Source organism: Shinella pollutisoli, assembly GCF_024609765.1.
GTDB lineage: Bacteria > Pseudomonadota > Alphaproteobacteria > Rhizobiales > Rhizobiaceae > Shinella > Shinella pollutisoli.
In genome coordinates, this window is sequence record NZ_JANFDG010000024.1 from 12,111 (window position 1) to 31,095 (window position 18,985).

The 18,985-nt window shown below is 67.0% G+C and carries 13 protein-coding genes; 9 read left to right on the forward strand and 4 right to left on the reverse strand.

Features of this window, described 5'->3' with window-relative positions:
• Window positions 1-33: 33 nt before the first annotated feature.
• Entirely contained in the window at window positions 34-1,266 is a 1,233-nt protein-coding gene (locus tag NNZ72_RS18430) for a M24 family metallopeptidase (protein ID WP_257316974.1), read from the reverse strand.
• Window positions 1,267-1,459: 193 nt separating this feature from the next.
• On the opposite strand from NNZ72_RS18430, the gene NNZ72_RS18435 reads away from it, so the two are divergent.
• The 5 genes from NNZ72_RS18435 to NNZ72_RS18455 all read left to right on the forward strand — a co-directional run bounded on the left by NNZ72_RS18435 (window position 1,460) and on the right by NNZ72_RS18455 (window position 6,443).
• Window positions 1,460-2,983 carry an ABC transporter substrate-binding protein gene (locus NNZ72_RS18435; RefSeq protein WP_371747783.1) on the forward strand — a complete coding sequence of 508 codons (1,524 nt, stop codon included), beginning with the start codon at window positions 1,460-1,462 and terminating at the stop codon, window positions 2,981-2,983.
• A gap of 91 nt (window positions 2,984-3,074) precedes the next feature.
• Window positions 3,075-4,028 carry an ABC transporter permease gene (locus NNZ72_RS18440; protein ID WP_257317046.1) on the forward strand — a complete coding sequence of 318 codons (954 nt, stop codon included), beginning with the start codon at window positions 3,075-3,077 and terminating at the stop codon, window positions 4,026-4,028.
• Between the two features lie 14 nt (window positions 4,029-4,042).
• Complete coding sequence (locus NNZ72_RS18445; protein WP_257317047.1) at window positions 4,043-4,888, forward strand: ABC transporter permease; 846 nt, start codon at window positions 4,043-4,045, stop codon at window positions 4,886-4,888.
• On the forward strand, window positions 4,885-5,694 hold the full coding sequence (locus tag NNZ72_RS18450) for an ABC transporter ATP-binding protein (protein ID WP_257316976.1): 810 nt from the start codon (window positions 4,885-4,887) through the stop codon (window positions 5,692-5,694). Before NNZ72_RS18445 ends, NNZ72_RS18450 begins: the two co-directional genes overlap by 4 nt.
• The gene (locus NNZ72_RS18455; protein ID WP_257316977.1) at window positions 5,691-6,443 is read left to right on the forward strand and encodes an ABC transporter ATP-binding protein; all 753 of its coding nucleotides are present in this window, start codon (window positions 5,691-5,693) and stop codon (window positions 6,441-6,443) included. Before NNZ72_RS18450 ends, NNZ72_RS18455 begins: the two co-directional genes overlap by 4 nt.
• A 33-nt stretch (window positions 6,444-6,476) precedes the next feature.
• On the opposite strand, the gene NNZ72_RS18460 is transcribed toward NNZ72_RS18455, so the two are convergent.
• Entirely contained in the window at window positions 6,477-7,124 is a 648-nt protein-coding gene (locus tag NNZ72_RS18460) for an HAD family hydrolase (protein ID WP_257316978.1), read from the reverse strand.
• Between the two features lie 183 nt (window positions 7,125-7,307).
• On the opposite strand from NNZ72_RS18460, the gene NNZ72_RS18465 reads away from it, so the two are divergent.
• From NNZ72_RS18465 to NNZ72_RS18480, 4 genes are all read left to right on the forward strand, one after another.
• On the forward strand, window positions 7,308-8,534 hold the full coding sequence (locus NNZ72_RS18465; protein WP_257316980.1) for an FIST signal transduction protein: 1,227 nt from the start codon (window positions 7,308-7,310) through the stop codon (window positions 8,532-8,534).
• Window positions 8,535-8,541: 7 nt separating this feature from the next.
• Window positions 8,542-10,578, forward strand: coding sequence for a putative bifunctional diguanylate cyclase/phosphodiesterase (locus tag NNZ72_RS18470; protein ID WP_257316981.1), 2,037 nt, complete (start codon window positions 8,542-8,544; stop codon window positions 10,576-10,578).
• A 179-nt stretch (window positions 10,579-10,757) separates the two neighbouring features.
• Window positions 10,758-11,801, forward strand: coding sequence for a polyamine ABC transporter substrate-binding protein (locus NNZ72_RS18475; protein WP_257316983.1), 1,044 nt, complete (start codon window positions 10,758-10,760; stop codon window positions 11,799-11,801).
• Window positions 11,788-14,139 (forward strand): putative bifunctional diguanylate cyclase/phosphodiesterase, encoded by a 2,352-nt coding sequence (locus tag NNZ72_RS18480; protein WP_257316984.1) that lies wholly within the window; start codon window positions 11,788-11,790, stop codon window positions 14,137-14,139. The genes NNZ72_RS18475 and NNZ72_RS18480 overlap by 14 nt, the downstream gene beginning before the upstream one ends.
• A 430-nt stretch (window positions 14,140-14,569) precedes the next feature.
• On the opposite strand, the gene NNZ72_RS18485 is transcribed toward NNZ72_RS18480, so the two are convergent.
• Window positions 14,570-16,501, reverse strand: a complete 1,932-nt coding sequence (locus NNZ72_RS18485; protein WP_257316985.1) for a methyl-accepting chemotaxis protein — start codon at window positions 16,499-16,501, stop codon at window positions 14,570-14,572.
• Between the two features lie 137 nt (window positions 16,502-16,638).
• The gene (locus tag NNZ72_RS18490; RefSeq protein WP_257316986.1) at window positions 16,639-18,951 is read right to left on the reverse strand and encodes a putative bifunctional diguanylate cyclase/phosphodiesterase; all 2,313 of its coding nucleotides are present in this window, start codon (window positions 18,949-18,951) and stop codon (window positions 16,639-16,641) included.
• Between the last annotated feature and the right edge of the window lie 34 nt (window positions 18,952-18,985).

Sequence of the window (18,985 nt, forward strand, 5' to 3'; positions counted from 1 at the left end):
CCTCGTCCTGAAGATCCGGCACGGATAGCCCGCTCAGGCCTGCCCCAGGGAAACCAGGTCCCGCGGCAGTTCGTTCATGCTCTCCGCGCCCTGCGGCGTGACGAGGAACTGCTCCTCGATCATCAACGCGCCGATGCCGTTCGCGTAGAAGGGCGCTTCCAGCGCGAGGACCATGTCCGGCTCGATGACGATGTCGTTTCCGCTGGACAGGAAGGGCCATTCCTCGATGCCCGCGGCGGCGCCGACGGAGTGGCCGAAATGGCCGCGGTGATATTCGCGGAAGCCGTTCCGCCGCATCGTCGAAAGCATGGTTTCGTGAACCTCGCCGAAGCGCCGTCCGGGCTTCAGGATCTCGGCGCCGGCGAGGAAGGCCTCCAGCAGGGCCTTGTAGATGTCCGCGGCAAGCGGAGACGCCTTGCCCCAGACGAAGGTCCTCGCGCCGTCGGACGAATAGCCGTCGACCAGCGTGCCGACATCCGCCTTGACGAGGTCGCCCTCGCCGAGCGGTGCTGCGGCGTTGTGGAGGTCCGGGCCGATCGAGATGTAGTCCCAGTGGCCGGAAAGCCCGTGGCCGCCCAGCCGGGCCGCCTCCGTCGCGCCGGAAAGCCACGCGGCGGAAAGCTCCGCGACGCGCACGCCGGGCCTTGCCGCCCGCGCCATGCTGCGCAGCCCCGCCTCGGCACATGCGGCGGCCGTGCGCAGCCGGTCGATCTCGCGGCCGTTCTTGATGAGGCGCAGGCGCCGGAGGATGTCGGAGGCATCGCGCCACGCGACGCCGGGGACCGCCGCCTTCAGCGCGGCGAAATCGGCGGCGGGCATGAAATCGAGGTCGATGCCGAGCACGCCGCGGGAAAGGCCCCGCTCGGCGAGGAGATCGGCGAGGAGGCGGAAGCAGGCCTGCCGGTCGAAGGTCTCCGGGCGCGGCCCGACATTGCCGCTCGCCCGATAGGCGACATCGATGTCCGCGATCGTCCGGGGGCTGTCGACGGTGACGGCATCGATCCAGATCCGGTGCGTGCGGATATCGAGCACCCCGGCAAGCTGCCCCGCGCCGGCGGCGGCATGATCGCTCATGACCGCGGCAAGCTGCGCCGCCGGATCGGCCGGCACGAGGGCGATGGCCGATCCGGCCTGTCCCCACATGGTCGCGACGCCTGCGGCCAGACCGGTCGCGTAACGGAAGGCCTCCGGCCGGAAGAGGACCATTCCGTCCAGCCCTTCCGCCGCAAGCAGCGCCCCGGCTCTCCTGCGGTCCATGTCACCCATCGCCTGCCTCGCCTCCTTCGTCGTGCCGCCTGCTTCGCAAGCGCGAAAACTATCCACGGATTTGGCCGCCGCCGGAAGACGGTTCCCCTTGATTTCCGCATTTTGGAGTGGAAGCGCATACCGTCGGCGGGTTAGGTTCGATAGAATTCGGAAGCGGCCGCCGATGGCGGCAGCCGCGAGACAGGAGAACGAGATGAGCGGTTTCAACACCCATGGCCGGATGAAGGGCAGCCGCGGCCGGGCGCTTTCGGCAACCTTCGCGGCCGTGCTTGCGGCGGGCGCCTTCGGCCAGGCGCTGGCCGCCGATATCGACCCGGACGCCACGATCAACGTCGGTTCGCTCTACGAGCCGCAGAACCTCGACAACACCGCCGGTGCCGGGCAGGGCATCAACGAGGCCTTCAACGGCAATGTCTACGAATCGCTGTTCCGCCTGACGGATGCGGGCACGGTGGAGCCGGTGCTGGCGAAGGACACGGCGGTGAGCGAGGACGGCCTCACCTATACGTTCACGCTGCAGCCGGGCGTCACCTTCCATTCCGGCGCGCCGCTCACGGCCGCGGACGTGAAGTTCTCCATCGAGCGCGTCACCGCCGAAGCCTCGAAGAGCTCGCGCAAGAACAGCCTCGCCTCCGTCGCCGGCATCGAGACGCCGGACGACGCGACGGTGGTCGTGAAGCTCTCCTCGCGCTCCATCTCGCTGCCCTACAACCTGACCTATGTCTGGATCGTCAACGACGAGGCGACGGACCTCCAGTCGAAGGAGGACGGCACCGGCCCCTATGCGCTGCAGGAATGGCGCCGCGGCTCGTCGCTGGCGATCGCCCGCTTCGACGGCTACTGGGGCGAGAAGCCGAAGAACGGCGAGGTCGTCTTCCAGTATTTCACCGAGGCGACCGCGCTCAACAACGCGCTGCTCACCGGCTCGGTCGACGTCATCACCTCCGTGCAGAGCCCGGATTCGCTGGCGCAGTTCAAGGACAACCCGGAATTCACGGTCAGCGAAGGCCAGTCCACGACGAAGCTGCTGCTCGCCTACAACGACCGCGTGACGCCCTTCGACAATGTGACGGTGCGCAAGGCGCTCGCCCGCGCCATCGACGACGAGAAGCTGCTGAAGGCCGTCTGGGGCGACTACGGCACGCTGATCGGCTCCTTCGTGCCGCCGACCGACCCGTGGTATGTCGATCTCACCAAGGTCGATGCCTACGATCCGGAAAGCGCGAAGCAGCTTCTGGCGGAGGCCGGCTATCCCGACGGCTTCACCTTCACCATCGACACGCCGAACTACGATCCGCATCCGATCGCCGCGCAGTTCATCCAGAGCGAGCTGGCCAAGATCGGCGTGAAGGTCGAGATCAACGTCATCACCGCCAACGAGTGGTACACGAAGATCTACAAGGCGCACGATTTCCAGGCGACGCTGCAGGAGCACGTCAACCATCGCGACATCGTCTTCTATGGCAATCCGGACTTCTACTGGGGCTACAACAACCCGAAGGTCGTGGAGCTCATCAAGCAGGCCGAGGCCAGCGCGAGCGAGGCCGAGCAGGCCGGGAAGCTGAAGGAGGCCAACACGATCATCGCGGAGGACGCGGCCAGCAACTGGTTCTACCTCTATCCGCAGATCGTGGTGTCGAAGAACACCATCGCCGGCTATCCGGTCAACGGCCTGAACTCGCAGTTCTTCGCCGCCGGCATCACCAAGTCCGAGTGATCCTGTCCCGGCAGGGACGCTCGACTCGAAACGCCGCCTGAATTATGTTCGGGCGGCGTCTCCACGAGAGGTAGATACCATCCTTTCCTACATTCTCCGCCGCTCCGCCATCCTGGTGCTGTCGGTCGCCATCGCCGCCGTCATCCTGTTCCTGCTGCTGCGCCTCCTGCCGGGCGATCCCGCCAATGCGCTCGTCTCCGTCGGGGCCGATGCCGCGCAGATCGAGGCCGCCCGCAGGCAGGTGGGCTCCGACCTGCCGCTCCACGAGCAGTTCCTGCGCTTCGCCGTCGACCTCGCCCGCTTCGACCTCGGCAATTCCTTCGTCAGCGGCGCGCCGGTGCTCACCGAGATCGGCCGGCGCCTCGTCGTCACCGTGCCGCTGACGCTGATGGCCTTCCTGCTGGCCGTCGCCATCGCCGTGCCGCTCGGCATCCTCTCGGTGGTGCGCCAGAACCGCTGGTACGGCGGGCTGATCTCCGTCGTCTCCCAGCTCGGCATCGCCGTGCCCGTGTTCTGGATCGGCATCCTGCTGGTCACGGTCTTCGCGGTGAACCTCAGGCTCTTTCCCTCCGGCGGGTTTCCCTCGCGCGGCTGGCAGGCGCCGGGCGCCGCCGTCCAGGCCCTCGTGCTGCCGGTCGCCACCATCGCCATCGTCATGTCGGCCTCGCTGATCCGCTACGTGCGCTCGGCCACGCAGGACGTGCTGGGCAGCGACTACCTGCGCACGGCGCGTGCGCTGGGCGCCAGCTTCTCCGAGGCGCTGCTGCGCCACGGCATCCGCAACGGCGCGGTGCCGGTCATCTCCATCCTCGGCATCGAGCTCGCCTCCACGCTGCTCGGCGCCGTGGTGGTGGAGCGGGTGTTCGCCCTGCCGGGCCTCGGCTCGATGCTGCTGCTCGGCATCGAGCAGCGCGACTATCCCAACGTGCAGGGCGTGCTCTTCGTCTCCACGCTGCTGGTGCTGCTGGTCGGCTTCGCCGCCGATCTCCTGCAAAGGCTGATCGATCCGCGCCTGCGCGGCCGGGTGGCGGGAGGCGGCGCATGAGCGGGCACGACGCCATGGTTTCCGGAAACGGGAGAGCCCGCAAAGCCGCGCTCCCCTGGCCGCTGGCAGTGGGCGGCCTTCTGGTCGGCCTGCACATCGTCGTCGCGCTCCTCACCCTCGTCTGGACGCCCTACGGGGTGGGCGACATGGCCGGCGGCCGTCTCGAAGCGCCGTCGCTCGCCCATTGGGCGGGCACGGACCGGCTCGGCCGCGACCTCATGACCCAGATCATGATCGGCTCGCGCATCGCCCTTCTGGTCGGCTGCGGCGCGGTCGCGCTCGGCGCGCTGATCGGCGTCACCATCGGCATCCTCGCCGCCTTCGCCACGCGCACGCTCGACGACGTGCTGGCCGCAGCACTCGACATCCTCATCGCCTTCCCGACGCTGCTGCTCGCCATGCTGATCGTCGCCTCCAGCGACGGTGCGAGCCTCGGGACGGCGATCCTCGCCATCGGCATCGCCGGCTCGGCCATCGTCGCGCGGCTGACGCGCATCCTGGCGAAGCGGGTCCTGGCGATGGACTACATCACGGCGGCGCGGGTCGCCGGCACCGGCTGGCCGGGCATCGCGCGCATCCACGTGCTGCCGAACATCTGGCCGACGCTGATCGTCAATTTCGCCCTGCAATTCGGGCTCGCGGTGATCGCCGAGGCGTCGCTCTCCTATCTCGGCCTCGGCGCGCCGCCGCCGAACGCCTCCTGGGGCCGGCTCCTGCAGGAGGCGCAGGCCTCCGTCTACACCGCGCCCTTCGGCGCCATCGCGCCGGGCATCGCGCTGGTGTCGCTGGTCATCGGCCTCAACCTCTTCGCCGACGGCCTGCGCGACGCCGCCGACCCCACCCGCAGGAGGAGCCGGTGAGCACGCTGCTGTCGGTCGAGAACCTCGAGATCCGCACCGCCGGGCGGGTGCTGGTGTCCGGCGTCTCCTTCTCCATCACCGCCGGCGAAAGGGTGGGGCTGATCGGCGAATCCGGTTCCGGCAAGTCGCTGACGGCGCTCGCCGTCCTCGGCCTTCTGCCGGACTCCATGCGCGCGTCCGGCTCCGTCCTCATGGACGGCCGCCAGATCGTCGGCGCGCGGGACCGCGATCTGGTCCCGCTTCGCGGCCGCAGCGTTGCCGCGGTGTTCCAGGAGCCCATGACGGCGCTCGACCCGCTGATGCGCATCGGCGGCCAGGTGGGCGAGGTGGTGCGCCGCCGTGCCGCGCGCGACGGCAGGAAGCCGGGAAGGGCGGAGGTGGACGCGCAGGTGACGGCGCTCCTCGAGCGTGTCGCCCTGCCGGAGCCGGGACGCGTCGCCCGCGCCTTCCCGCACGAGATTTCCGGCGGCCAGCGCCAGCGCGCGGCCATCGCCATGGCGCTCGCCTGCCGGCCGAAACTCCTGATCGCCGACGAGCCGACGACGGCGCTCGACGTGACGACGCAGGCCGAGATCCTGAAGCTCATGGAAGGGCTGGTGCGCGACGAGGGCATGGGTCTTCTCTTCATCAGCCACGACCTGCCGGTCGTCGCTACGGTGGCCGAGCGGGCGCTGGTGATGCGCCGGGGCGAATTGATCGAGGAAGGGGCGGTGGAGCCGCTCTTCGACCGGCCGGCCCATCCCTACACGGAAGGCCTGGTCGCCGCCGCGCGCGCCTTCGATGCGGCACTGGAGACGGCGCCATGACGCTCCTTTCCCTTTCCGGCGTCTCCTTCGCCTATGCGGCGGGAAAGACTGTGCTGCACGGCATCGACCTTGCCGTGCGCGACGGCGGCAATCTTGGCATCGTCGGGGAATCCGGCTCCGGCAAGACGACGCTGCTGAAGCTGCTTCTCGGCCTCGAGCGCGCCTCGGCCGGCACGGTCTCCTTCCGCGGTGCGCCTCTCGACGCCCGCGACCGCGGCTTCATGCTCGGCTTCCGCCGCAGCGTGCAGGCGGTGTTCCAGGACCCCTATTCCTCGCTCGATCCGCGCCAGCGGGTGTCCGACATCGTCGCCGAGCCGCTGCGCTCGCTGAAGATCGGGACGGACATCGCCGAAGCGGTGGCACAGGCCCTGCGCGACGTCGATCTTCCGCCGGATGCGGCGGGGCGCTATCCGCACGAGTTTTCGGGCGGCCAGCGCCAGAGGATCGCGATCGCCCGGGCGATCGTCGCCCGGCCCGCGCTCATCGTCGCCGACGAGGTGGTGAGCGCGCTCGACCTCACCACCCGCACCCGCATCATCGACCTCATGCGCGCCCTTTCGACCCGGACGACCTTCGTCGTCGTGTCGCACGACATCGCGCTGGTGGCGCTGCTCTGCGAGCGGCTGGTGGTGCTGGAAAAGGGCCGGATCGTGGAGGAGGGCGCCACGCGCGAGATCCTTGCCCGCCCGTCGCATCCCTATACGCAGAGGCTGCTCGCCAGCACGCCGAGAATGCCCGCGCGCGGGTGAGCGGGAAAGCCGTGCCGTCGCGCCCGCTCGCCGTCACAGGCCGAGGATGGCGCGGGCGATGTCGAGCGATTCGGCCTGGTGATGGGCGCGCAGATCCCGGCTCGGGGCCATGTCCGGCACCTGGATGATGATCTTCACGTCCGCGGCGAGGGCGGCGCGCACGCCAAGGTCGCTGTCGTCGAGCGCCACGCATTCCGAAGGGCGGAGATCGAGAAGCCGCGCGGCTTCGAGGTAGACATCGGGCGCCGGCTTTCCACGCTCGACCTGATCGATACCGACGATGGCGTCGATCCGTTCCAGGAGGCCCGTCTGCTCGAGCTTCCATGCCGCGCGGGCGGTGACGCCGTTGGTCGCGACGGCGCGCGGCAACTTGTGCCTGTCGAGCGCATCGAGGAAATCGTGAACGCCCGGCCTGAGCGGGATGCCTTCCCGCATCCGCGCATGGAGCGATTCATTCCACGCCGCGTCGAGAGCCGCCGCATCGATCTCCATTCCCAGCTCCAGGCCGATGAGACGGGCGTTCTCGGCTTGCGGAACGCCGACCAGCCGATTGAAGAAGGACGGCTCCAGCTCGTGGCCGAGGCTGCGGAGCACGGCGGGCGCGATCTCCAGCTGAAGCCGCTCGGTGTCCAGCAGGAGCCCGTCCAGGTCGAGAATGACGCCGGAGAAATCTATCGACATGTCGAAATTCCATCAGATTGCGATGCGGCTAGACAAGAGAATGCACGGGCACTCTCCTTTTGCGTCATTCGCCCGCAACACGGGCGTGCGGCGGATCGAAAACGCATTAAAAACTTGAACGTTCTTTAACCCGATAAATCTAGTCCTTGAATAATAACAATACATCCTGGTGCGGCAACCGACATGACGACACTGAAATCCTTCACCGCCACCGGCGACACCACGGTGCAGGCGCTCGCCGGTCTGGCCGGAGCGATCGGCGAAACGTCTCTCGATGCAAGTCTCGTCTGCGTCTTCTACGACGCCGCGCATGACGACGGTGCGATCTTCGATTTCCTGCGGGCCCGCTTCGATCGTGCCGCGATCCTCGGTGGAACCTCCTGCAACGGCGTCATGAACCAGAGCGGGCTTGGCGGGCCGCGCTCCATCGGCCTCCTCGTGCTGGAGGACCCGGAAGGAAACTACGGCGCGGCATCGACGCGGCTTCAGGGCGATGCGGCCGATTGTGCCGAGCGAACCCTGCATGCCGCCCTCGAACAGGCCGATTGCGCCGGCGAGCTGCCGGAGCTGATCTGGATCTATCAGGCACCCGGGCAGGAGGAGTCCGTCATCGAAGGGCTTCGCCGCGTCGTCGGCGATCGATGCCCGATCATCGGCGGCAGCTCGGCCGACAACGACGTGAGCGGACAATGGCGGCAGATGGGACCGGACGGCGCGTTCGGCGACGGGCTCGTGGTCGCCGTCCTCTTTTCCTCCGGCGGCATCGGCTATGCGTTCCAGGGGGGCTACGAGCCGAGCGGCGAAAGCGGCATCGTCACGCGGATCGGCTACGATCCGGTCGGCGAGAGCGGCGTGGTCACCCAGTCCGCCGGCCGGCAGATCATCTCCATTGACGGAGAGCCGGCCGCCGAGGTTTACAACCGATGGATCGGCGGCGTGCTCGGCGACAAGCTTCAGAACGGCGGAAACATCCTGATCGACACCACCCTGCATCCGGTCGGCGTCGACGTGGGCAAGATCGAGGGGATCACCAATTATCTGCTGATCCATCCGGACAAGATCCTGACCGGCGGCGTGCTTTCGACATTCGCCTCCATCGAGGAAGGCACGCGGCTTTACAGCATGAAGGGCGAGCGCACGCGCCTCATCACCCGCGCCGGCAAGGTCGCGTCGGCCGCCGCCGCCATGCTGCCCGGCGGGGAGGAAAGCCTCGCCGGCGGCCTCGTCGTCTACTGCGGCGGCTGCATGCTCGCGGTCGGCGATGAAATGCCCCGGGTCGCCAGCGCCGTGACCGGGAGCTTCCGGGGCAGGCCGTTCCTCGGCTGCTTCACCTTCGGCGAACAGGGCGCGATCCTCGGCAAGAACGCCCACGGCAACCTGATGATCTCGGCGATCGCCTTCGGAGAGTGAGAGCACGGTGGTGGAAGGTTCCGAGGAACTTCGCGAGGCACTGATGACGCTGCGCAGGGAAAACGATCTCCTGCGCATCGAGACCACGCATGCCAATCTTCTGCTGAAGGCGCTGGATGCGGTCCTGTGCGTGGACGGTGACGACGATCCCTTCGCCGGCGTGTTCTCCGCCCTGATACCGGTCTTCGAATGTTCCCTTGCGATCGTGCTGATCGAACAGGAGGGCGGCGGCGACGCGTTGGAATGCGTGGCGGCGAGCGCGGCGCCGGCCGTCGGCTCCCTGTGGGCACGGGACAAGCTGCTCGGCAAGGCCCTCTCCGGCCGGATCGTCACGACGGTCGCGGAGGCAGGGGCCGTGGCATGGCCGGAAATACCCGGGCTCGGTCTTGCGGGCAGGGAGCCGGCCCTCTACCTGCCGCTCGGTGTGCGCGGGCGGCGTGGCCTCATGCTGCTCCTGCGCGAGTGCGGCCGGCCGGGCTTCGACCGGGCGCATGTCGCCCTGGCGAAGAAGTTCTCCCTGCTCGCCTCCCATGCCTTCGCCGCCAAGCGCGCAAGCCAGACCGAAGCGGAAAGCCACCGCCTGAAGCACCTGACGGACCAGCTCGCGGCAAGCCAGCGGGCCTTGCAGCACCGCGCCAACCACGACCAGCTCACCGGATTGCCGAACCGCGCCTATATCCAGGAGCTGATCGGCGAGGCGATCGCGCGCCGCGGCCCCGACGAGAAGCTCGCCCTCGCCTTTATCGACCTCGACGATTTCAAGCGGGTCAACGACATCTACGGCCATGCCGCGGGCGATGCGCTGCTCAAGACCGTCTCCGAGCGGGTCTGTTCCTCGATAAGGCATACGGACATCTTCGGCCGCATCAGCGGCGACGAGTTCGTGATCGTGCTCAACCCGGTCACGCGGCGGTCGGACATCTCGGCGCTCGTCAACCGGATGCGCGCCCGGCTGCGGGAGCCCTTCAGCTTCGAGGGCGCGGAAATACGCCCCTCGGCGTCGATCGGCGTGGCGATCCATCCGATGCACGGCAACGACTACGAGACGTTGCGGCGGCATGCCGACATGGCCATGTATCGCGCCAAGACCATTTCCAAGGGGGGCGTCGCCTTCTTCAATCGCCAGCTCGGGAAGAAGGCGATGGAGAAGCATGTCCTGGAGCACGAGCTGCGCGATGCTCTCGACAGCCATGCCTTCCACTGCGCGCTTCAGAAAAAGGTCGATATCCGCACGGGTGCGATCGTCGGTTTCGAGGCGCTGCTGCGCTGGGTCGACCGGCACGGCGCCGTTCGCCTGCCGGGAACGTTCCTGCCGCTGGCGAACGAACTCGGCCTCCTCAACGATATCAGCAACCTCGTCGTGAGCGATCTGGCGCGCGCGCTCCCGCGTCTCGACGAGGTCTTCGGGACCTCCGTCCACTACAGTGTGAACGTTTCGCCGATCCAGGCCGTGAACATGCAGTTCATGCAGGGCCTCGTCCGCAGGCTTCGCGATACCGGCCGGGCAGGCTCCTTCATGCTGGAACTGACGGAGGAGTCGCTTGCCGCCACCGGACCGTTCCAGTCCCAGGTGCTGCCGCTTCTGCGGGACGCCGGCCTCCGGCTCTCCATCGATGATTTCGGCACGGGCTATTCCTCGCTCTCCACCATCGCGGATCTGACCGTCGACGAGCTCAAGATCGACCGGTCCCTGATCTCGGCCATCCACACGCGGCCCCGCAACCAGAGCATCCTGCGCGCAATCGAGTCCCTCGGCATGGCGCTCGGGATCTCCGTCGTGGCCGAAGGCATCGAGACGAACGAGGAGAAGCTCTACCTCATGGCCCAGTCAGAATTGCGGATCGGCCAGGGATATCTGTTCCACAAGCCCCAGCTGCTGGGCGACCTGTTGAAGGAGGCGTCCCCGGTGACACCGGATTCCTCGATCATCGACGGAGGATCGATGCCGCATGAAGCCGGGCGCCTCGCCATTGCCGCGGCAGCCGGGGGGTTGGGGTCGATAGTTCTGCGACGGGATTGCGGATGTAATCCGCCGAAGGTTTGAAGTTCCTCGCGCTGCAGACACGTGCGTCGATGCGTCCGCTTCTTGACGACCGCTGATGAACTTCTTTCGCCGGGCGCGGATTTGACGTCACTGTGCTCCCCGTTCGGTAAAACCCTTTCTTGCGCTTTAGCAATTGTTTCAGGGGTGTGTGCTTTCTTCCCTGTAGAAGGAGATCAGGCATGAAGAGCATGTTCTTACTGGGAATGCTGGTCGCAGCGGTGGCGGCCCCGACAAGCCTTCGGGCCGAGACGCTCAATCTTCTCATCTGGGAAAAATACATTTCCGACAACGTGCTCAAGCGCTGGACCGAAGAAACGGGCATCACGGTCCGGCAGATATTCTTCGACAACGGCGACGACCGGGACCGGCTGCTCGCCGACCCCAACTCCGACATCGACCTTGCCATCCTGAACGAGAACATCACGGGCCTCTATTCGCGCCAGGGCATGCTGGTGGAGGTCTCGGAAAGGACCGTGCCGTCGGCAAGGCATTCGGTCGCGCGGTGGCGCGAGCGGTGCTTCGGATACGGCATCCCCTATTTCTGGGGCACGCTCGGCATCGTCTACCGCGCGGACAAAGTGGAGACGGCGCCGGTTTCCTGGGCCGACCTGCTCGCGCCCCCGAAATCCCTCGCCGGCCACGTGGCCATGGTCAGCACCTATGACGACCTGCTCACCCCGCCGCTGATCATGGCCGGGAAATCGGCGAGCACGGAAAACGAGGAGGAGCTGAAGGCTGCATTCGAGATGCTCAAGGCGCAGGCGCCGTCCGTCGGCACCTACACCTATATCGTGACCTCCTCCCAGGACGCCGCCATCGGCGACGACCTCCACATGGCTCTCGCCTATAGCGGCGACCAGTTCACCCTGAGCGACGTCACGTCCCATCCCTGGAAGTACGTCCTTCCGAAGGAGGGCAGCGTCCTGTGGGTGGATTGCCTGGGGGCGAACGCCAATTCCCCGCGCCGCGATCTCGCCGTGAAGTTCCTGGACTTTATCAACCAGCCGGACGTGGCCGCGCAGAACGCCCTCGACCTGTCGATGCCGACGGCCAATGCATCCGCCATCCCGCTCCTGCCGGCGGAGATGCGCGACGATCGCGAGATCTTCCCGGCGGAAGAGACGGTCGCCGCGAGCCAGTTCTACAAGGAGTATCCGGCGTCCGTCATCCAGTTGCGAAAGCGTATCGTCAGCGCGGTCATGAGCATCCATGACACTCAGTAGACGCGCATTCCGGGTCATCCTGCCGGTCGTCATCCTGGGCAATATCCTGGTCGCCCTGACGATCTACTGGATCGAGCGCGACAATATAGAGCAGGCCGAGATCGCGCAGCTTTCGCGGCAGATGGAGCGTCTGAAGACGCTGTTCGACGAGGATGTCGAGTTCACCCGCAACCTCGTCTTCCTGCTGCGCGTGGGCGATGCGGTACGGTCCTTCGTGCGCGAGGCGGACGACAGTTTCCGTGCCACGGCCATCGGGGTGAAGGTACAGGACGGCATCGAATTCTTCTCGGCCGGCGCCAAGCGCTTCGTCTCGTTCGCCATACTCGAAAACGACCTTTCGGTGACCTACTATTTCGAGAGGAGCGACGATCCCTTCGCCAGCATTCCGCTGGCACAGCTCGACGCGGCGAGAGCCCTGGTGAAGGGATCGGGCCCGTCGTCCAACGAGTTCGCCGCGGACGAAGGGCAGCCGCTGCTGATCCATACCGAGCTGATCGACCGCACCACCTTTTCGACGGCCTTCGCCACGCAACGGCAATCGGCCATCGTTCTTCAGTCGGCTGTCCGGCCGCATGCGTTCCTGAAGATGAAGGCCGACCTCGAAGCCCACTACGGCGAAGCGGTGACCATCGCGCGCAACCTCGCGCGGACGGGGGACGGGTTCGTCGCGACCGCGACGCTTCTTCCGCACCTGGAGGCGGGATTGCGGCTGAGCGAAGCCTATCTCTCAGAGCGCTTCAGGCCCCTGCTGCTGACGCTCGGCGCCGGTTGCCTGGCACTCAGCTTCGCGTCGATCGGGCTTCTCCTGTTCCTGATCCGCCGGACGATCACCGGGCCGATCGCGGCCCTGGACAGCCGCGTCACGGACGTCCTGGCCGGCCGCCGGCAAAGCCTCGACCGGATGACGGGCGCGGGCGAGATCGAGCGCCTGTCGACCAATATCAAGACCCTTCACGACCAGGCCCTCGATACGCTCGCGAAGGTACAGGAGGCGTCCTGGACGGACAGCCTGACGGGGGTGAGCAACCGGCTGCGTTTCTCGCTCCTCGGCGGAAGCATGCTCGAACGGGCCGAACGAGCCCGGGAGAAGCTCAGTCTCCTCTTCATCGACCTCGACAACTTCAAGTTCGTCAACGACACGTTCGGCCATGCGGCGGGCGATGCCGTGCTTCGGCGCTTCACCGACGCGGTGAAGGATATCCTCGCCGAGACCGTAGCGGACGGCCGTTCCGCCGAGCCGCCGCTTCTGGCGCGGCTGTCGGGCGACGAGTTCGCGATCCTCCTTCCCGAGACGGCGGACGTGCAACAGGGACAGAGCGTCGCCGCGAAGATCGTTGCGAGGTTCCAGGACGGCCTCGCCGTCGGCGCCGACAATTTCTCGGTGAGCGCGAGTATCGGCATTGCGTGCTTCCCGGACGACGCACTCTCCTTTACCGAGCTGATCTCCTGCGCCGACCGGGCGATGTACCGCGCCAAGGCGGTGGGCAAGAGCGGCATCGCGCGCTATTCGCGCGAATTCGCGGAGAGCGAGCAGCGGCTGGAGCAGATCAAGGGCGAGCTGCGAAGGCTCGATCCGGACGAGGAATTCTCCCTCGTCTACATGCCCATCGTCTCCCGGCAGGGCGTCGTGACGAAGTGCGAGGCCCTCCTGCGCTGGTCCTCTCCGCGCCTGGGCGCCGTTTCCCCGGGCGAGTTCATTCCGGTGGCGGAGGCGAATGCGCTCTTCTCCAAGGTCGACCGGTGGGTGCTGGACAAGGCCGTCGGGGACCTGCGGGCGTTGCAGGCGGTGTTCGGCCGCGACCTCGTTCTCAACATCAATATCTCGGCGGCGGAGCTCAGCTCGCGCGCGATTGTCGATCACGCCGTCGAGGCGATCCGCAGGCACGGCGTCCATGCGTCCTCCATCGAGCTGGAGGTGACGGAGACCTTCGCGATGAAGGCGCCGGCGCGGGCGAAGACAGTGGTGCAGAGCCTGAAGGAGGCCGGATTCAGGCTCTCGCTCGACGATTTCGGCTCGGGATACACCTCGCTGAAGCAGATCCTCGAGTTTCCCCTCGACACGGTGAAGCTGGACGGGGAACTGGTCGCGAGAATCCACGATGCGCAGGGGAAGCTCGCGTTGAGCTCCATCATCGACTTGTGCCATTCGCAGAACTGTCAGGTCGTCGCGGAAGGCGTCGAGGACCGCTTCACGCAGGCGGCCCTCATGCTGGTCGGCTGCGATCTGTTCCAGGGGTTCGGCATCCACAGGCCGGTTCCCGTCGCCGATCTCGTTTCAACGGGCGCGACCGCCGGGCGGCCGACATGTCTCGAGATGCGGGGCGTCATCGGGCACTGACGTCCGGTCCGGGGCGGCCGAGCTCGTAAGCTGACGGTTACCGGCACATCAGGCGATGCTTCTCGTTTCCGAAGGCGCCTCCTCGTCCGCAAAGCGCCTGAAATGAAAGAACCCCCATCTCGGCGCGGTTTGAGAGACCGGGTGTCGGGCCGCGGGATCACGGAGCCCGGCGCGCGTCCGCTTCCCATCGGGCCGATGGTCGACCGGGTCGGACATCCTGACGATCCCACCGACCTTTTCAGCCCGTGCCCGCCGCTGCCGGCATTGCTCAACGGGCTATGCCGCGGGCATCTCCGCCCGCGACAGGGACATGATCTGCTTCCTCGATCTGGAAGCCATCTTCGCAAGCGCAGTGGAACTCGCCGCCGCCCAGGCTTCCGTTCCTGCACCGGCGCGCCCGACGGCGCGCCGGCACCCGCTCTTCCTGTGCTCAGAACTCCTCCCATGTATCCTGCTTGACGGCGGCATTGCCGGCGAAGGCGGCGGCAACCTTGCGGCCGAGCGCGCGGACCGGCGAGGCGGACGGGGACTCCGCACCCGTCGCAGCGCGAACGGACGCCGGTGCCTGCCTTGCCCCGGAGAGCTTGAACAGCCTCAGGAGCTCGTTGAGCGACACCACTTCCCGCGAGAGGCTGTGCGTCGCGGCCGTCGTTTCCTCCACCATGGCGGCGTTCTTCTGCGTGTCCTGGTCCATCTGGTTGACGGCCGTGTTGATCTGCTGGAGACCGGAGGACTGTTCCTGCGCCGCGTCGACGATGGCGTTGACGTGGCGGTTGATCTCCTGCACCTCGGCGACGATGGTTTCGAGGGCGCGGCCCGTGTCGCCGACGAGCTGCACGCCTTCGCGCACCTGGCCGTTCGAGGCGGTGATCAGCGTCTTGATCTCCTTGGCGGCATTGGCCGAGCGCTGCGCGAGCTCCCGGACCTCCTGCGCCACGACGGCGAAGCCCTTGCCGGCCTCGCCGGCGCGGGCCGCTTCCACCCCGGCATTCAGCGCCAGAAGGTTGGTCTGGAAGGCGATCTCGTCGATCACGCCGATGATGCTGTTGATCTCGTTGGACGACCTCTCGATCTGCTCCATCGCGGAGACGGCGCGGCGCACGACCTCGCCGGACTGCTCCGCCCCGGTGCGGGTGCGGGCCACGAGCTGGCCCGCCTCCTGCGCGCGCCTGGTCGAATCCGTGACGGCGGTGGTGATCTGCTCCAGGGCGGCGGCGGTCTCCTCGACGGCAGCGGCCTGCTGCTCGGTGCGCTTGGCAAGGTCGTCGGCGGCGGAGCGGATTTCGTTGGAGCCGGCCTCGATGCCGCGGGCATTCTCGGCCACCTGCGTCAGCGCCGTCTCCAGCTTCTCGGCGGAGTTGTTGAAGTCCCTGCGCACCGTATCGAGCGCCTCGGTGAAGGACTGGCTGATGCGGTAGGACACGTCCCCTTCCGACAGCTTCGCAAGGCCGGCCGCGAGATTGTCGACGGCGAACCTGACCGCTTCCGCTTCCCTCGCCTTCTGCGCCTCGCGCTCGATCCGCTCCTTCTCGCTCAGCGAACGGTTGGCCTCGGCCTCCTGCTCCAGGCGGATGCGCTCGAGCGCGTTGTCGCGGAACACGGCCACCGCATCGGCCATCTGGCCGACTTCGTCCTTGCGGCCGAGGCCGGCGATCGCGGCCTGCGTCTCGCCGTCGGCAAGCGTCAGCATGCGCGCACGCAGGCTGTCGATGGGGCGGGTAACGCCGCGCGCGACGATGAACAGCGATGCGACGATGCCGGCGATGAAGAGGCCGCCCAGAGCGACGAGCGTCGTCAGGATCGTGCCGTCCGTCCGGAGGGTCATTTCCGCGCTGTGGTCCTTCATGGCCTGAATGGCCGCCTTGTTCCACTCCCCGACGTCGGTCTTCCATTGCATGACGAGGGCATTGGCCTTGTCGAGCGATGCAAGTCCCTCGTCGTGCCGGCCCTGCCTTTCGAGGGCGATGGCGTTATCCGTATGCGTGAAGATCGCGTTCGCCTGTTCCTCGGCCTTGCGGATGAACGCGGCGTTCTCCGGCATGAGGGACAAGGCCTCGTCGAGTTCCTCCCTCAGATCGGACTTCGCCGTCTCGTATGCCTTCAAAGCCTCCTCGGCCTTGGGATTGCCGTTCCCGTAGGTCAGGACCTCGTAGGCCGTATAGGCGACGGCAACCAGGTCGGCCGGTGCGCGTTCGATCGCGATCGCCGCCATGCTGTCGTGGTTGATGAACTCCCGATAGGTCGTGTCGGTATGCTTGTACTCGCTCGCCACGAGGGCCACGCCGCCGATGCCGATCACACAGATCGGGATGAGGACGGACAGGATCTTGGTGCGGATTTTCGTATCTTGCAGAAAGGACATGAAGCCCCCTTTCATGAGTGAGCGGTCCCTGCCTTCCCCGTGCCGGAAGGGATCTGAACCTGGAAAACGAAGACATTCACGATGCGAGCCCACTCATTGGGCATCGTTGGAGGGGACCGTCCCGCTCCCGGCATTCGTCAGACGGCCGCGAGCCTCGCCGCGGCCCTGTTCAGTTCCATGACGGTCGCGGCATCCCTGTCGCTGGGCGCCGGCCGGCCGTAGAAATAGCCCTGGACCTCGCTGCACCCTTCCTCCAGGACCCGGTTCAGATGCGCCTCGGTCTCGACGCCTTCGGCGACCGTGGTGACGCCAAGCCGCTTGCCGAGGTCGGCAATGGCGCGAACGACGGCCGCCGATTCCGGGCGCTCGACGGCATCCCTCACGAAGGAACCGTCGATCTTGATCTTGTCGAAGGGGAAGGCACGCAGATGCGTGAGCGAGGAATAGCCGGTGCCGAAGTCGTCCAGCGCCACCCGCACGCCCATGTCGCGGATGCGGCGCAGGTCGCCGATGCCGCCGTTTTCGTCGTCGAGCATGGCGGTCTCCGTAACCTCGATCTCCAGCCGGCCGGGCGAAAGGCCGGACCGGGAGAGCGCCTCCAGCACCGCCGGCGCAATCGTGCCCTTGCCGAGCTGCGCGGCCGAGACGTTGACGGCCACGCGCGCGCCGTCCTCCCAGCCCGCGGCATCGTTGCAGGCGGTGTTCAGCACGAACTCCCCGAGCTGGTCGATCAGGCCGCTCTGCTCGGCGATCGGGACGAATTCGGCCGGCGAGATCCAGCCGCGTTGCGGATGATGCCAGCGCACCAGCGCCTCGCGGCTCGTGATCGTCTTGCTGCCGGCGTCGATGATCGGCTGGTAGAAGACGAAGAGGCCGTCCCGCGCCTTCAGCGCGGCGCGCAGGTCGGCCTGCAGCCGGGCACGCTCCTGGATCCGGATCTCCATGTCGTCGGAGAAGACGCGCCAGGTCCCCTTGCCGGCGGCCTTGGCCGCGTAAAGAGCGATATCCGCCCGCATCAGCAGGGATTCGCCGCTGTCGCCGTGCATCGGGGCGATCGCGATCCCGATCGACGCGCCGATCTGGACCTGCCGGTTGTGCTCGAACGCGTAGGGCGCCGACAGCGCATCGATGATCCGTGCCGCAAGCCGCTCCAGCGCCGGCCCGTCGTCACTGGGGACGAGGACGGCAAATTCGTCGCCGCCGAGCCGTCCGATCGTTATCGTCGGATCGTCGCAGACGATCCGCAGCCGTTCGGCGACCTGGCGCAGCAGCTCGTCGCCGATGCGGTGGCCCCGCGTGTCGTTGACCAGCTTGAAGCCGTCAAGATCGATGAACAGCAGGCCGGGCCCGGCGCCCGGCTCGGTAAGGCGCGCGTCCATCCGTTCGCGGAAGGTGAGGCGGTTGGCGAGGCCCGTCAGCGTGTCGTAGTGGGCGAGCTGCCGGATGCGCCGCTCGGCCTCCACCTCCTTCGTGACGATCGCCCAGGTCAGCATCGGGCCGAGATAGGCGCCGTCGTCGGCGATGATGGCCGATACCTTCAGGTCCAGCACTTCGGAGCCGAGGTTGATCCTGGCGTTGTGCGGCAGGTTGCGGGGGTCGGACAGAATGCCGCGCTGATGCTCCGGACGGCGGTGGAAGACGTCGATGGAGGAGCCGATCAGGTCGTCGGCCTTGATCGTCAGCAGATGCTCGATGCTGCGGATCAGGCTTCTGGAGGTCTCGTTGACGTATGTGATGTCGAAGCTCTCGGGATCGACGGTCATGACCGCCACCGGCATGTCGTCGATCATGCGCAGCAGGCGGCTCTGGGCCTCCTGCTTGCGGCGTGCCTCGGTCCGCGCGTTCACCATGCGCGCGAAGATGCCGTAGTTGATGTTGAGGATCACCAGCATGCCGACGGATACCAGCGCGATGTTGACTGCGGTCGCGACGAAGGTCGGCTGCCCGCTCGCCGCGAAAAAGGCGATGAAGGCGCCGTTGACGATCACCGCGACGATCACGGCGGCCGCCCGCAGATGCATCAGGCTGAAGATGCAGGAGATCACGGTGATGGCCGTGTAGAAGGCCAGATGCGACTGGGTATAGGCGTCGCCGTAGGGAAAGAGCAGAAGGGACCAGGCCGTGAAGGCGCAGGCGATGCCGCAGGCGAGATAGGTGATCCGCCCGAGAACGCGCACGGCCCGCTCCGGCGTGAGGTCGACATGGCGCGACCTGTGCCAGTGCAGCACGCGCCCGGCGCAGACGGCGGTTAGCAGAACCGGTACCCCGGTCGTCAGCCACCAGGGTGCGACCCTCATGTGCGTCATGGCGACGGCCCAGGTGCTGGACAGGAGGATGAAATACATCATCGGCATCTGCCGCACGAAGGCGTGGTGCTGCGCCTTCAGCAATTCCGGGTTGTCGGCCGCGACCGACATGAAACGCTGTATCCGCTCTTTGACTTGCTTCATGGATCTCTTGCCGGATGGAGGATCGGACGGATGG

Excerpts from the sequence above, each read along its gene's own strand:
- NNZ72_RS18430 (WP_257316974.1), bottom strand. The coding sequence starts at position 1,266 with ATGGGTGACATGGACCGCAGGAGAGCCGGGGCGCTGCTTGCGGCGGAA.
- NNZ72_RS18435 (WP_371747783.1), top strand. The coding sequence starts at position 1,460 with ATGAGCGGTTTCAACACCCATGGCCGGATGAAGGGCAGCCGCGGCCGG.
- NNZ72_RS18445 (WP_257317047.1), top strand. The coding sequence starts at position 4,043 with ATGGTTTCCGGAAACGGGAGAGCCCGCAAAGCCGCGCTCCCCTGGCCG.
- NNZ72_RS18455 (WP_257316977.1), top strand. The coding sequence starts at position 5,691 with ATGACGCTCCTTTCCCTTTCCGGCGTCTCCTTCGCCTATGCGGCGGGA.
- NNZ72_RS18460 (WP_257316978.1), bottom strand. The coding sequence starts at position 7,124 with ATGTCGATAGATTTCTCCGGCGTCATTCTCGACCTGGACGGGCTCCTG.
- NNZ72_RS18465 (WP_257316980.1), top strand. The coding sequence starts at position 7,308 with ATGACGACACTGAAATCCTTCACCGCCACCGGCGACACCACGGTGCAG.
- NNZ72_RS18475 (WP_257316983.1), top strand. The coding sequence starts at position 10,758 with ATGAAGAGCATGTTCTTACTGGGAATGCTGGTCGCAGCGGTGGCGGCC.
- NNZ72_RS18480 (WP_257316984.1), top strand. The coding sequence starts at position 11,788 with ATGACACTCAGTAGACGCGCATTCCGGGTCATCCTGCCGGTCGTCATC.
- NNZ72_RS18485 (WP_257316985.1), bottom strand. The coding sequence starts at position 16,501 with ATGTCCTTTCTGCAAGATACGAAAATCCGCACCAAGATCCTGTCCGTC.
- NNZ72_RS18490 (WP_257316986.1), bottom strand. The coding sequence starts at position 18,951 with ATGAAGCAAGTCAAAGAGCGGATACAGCGTTTCATGTCGGTCGCGGCC.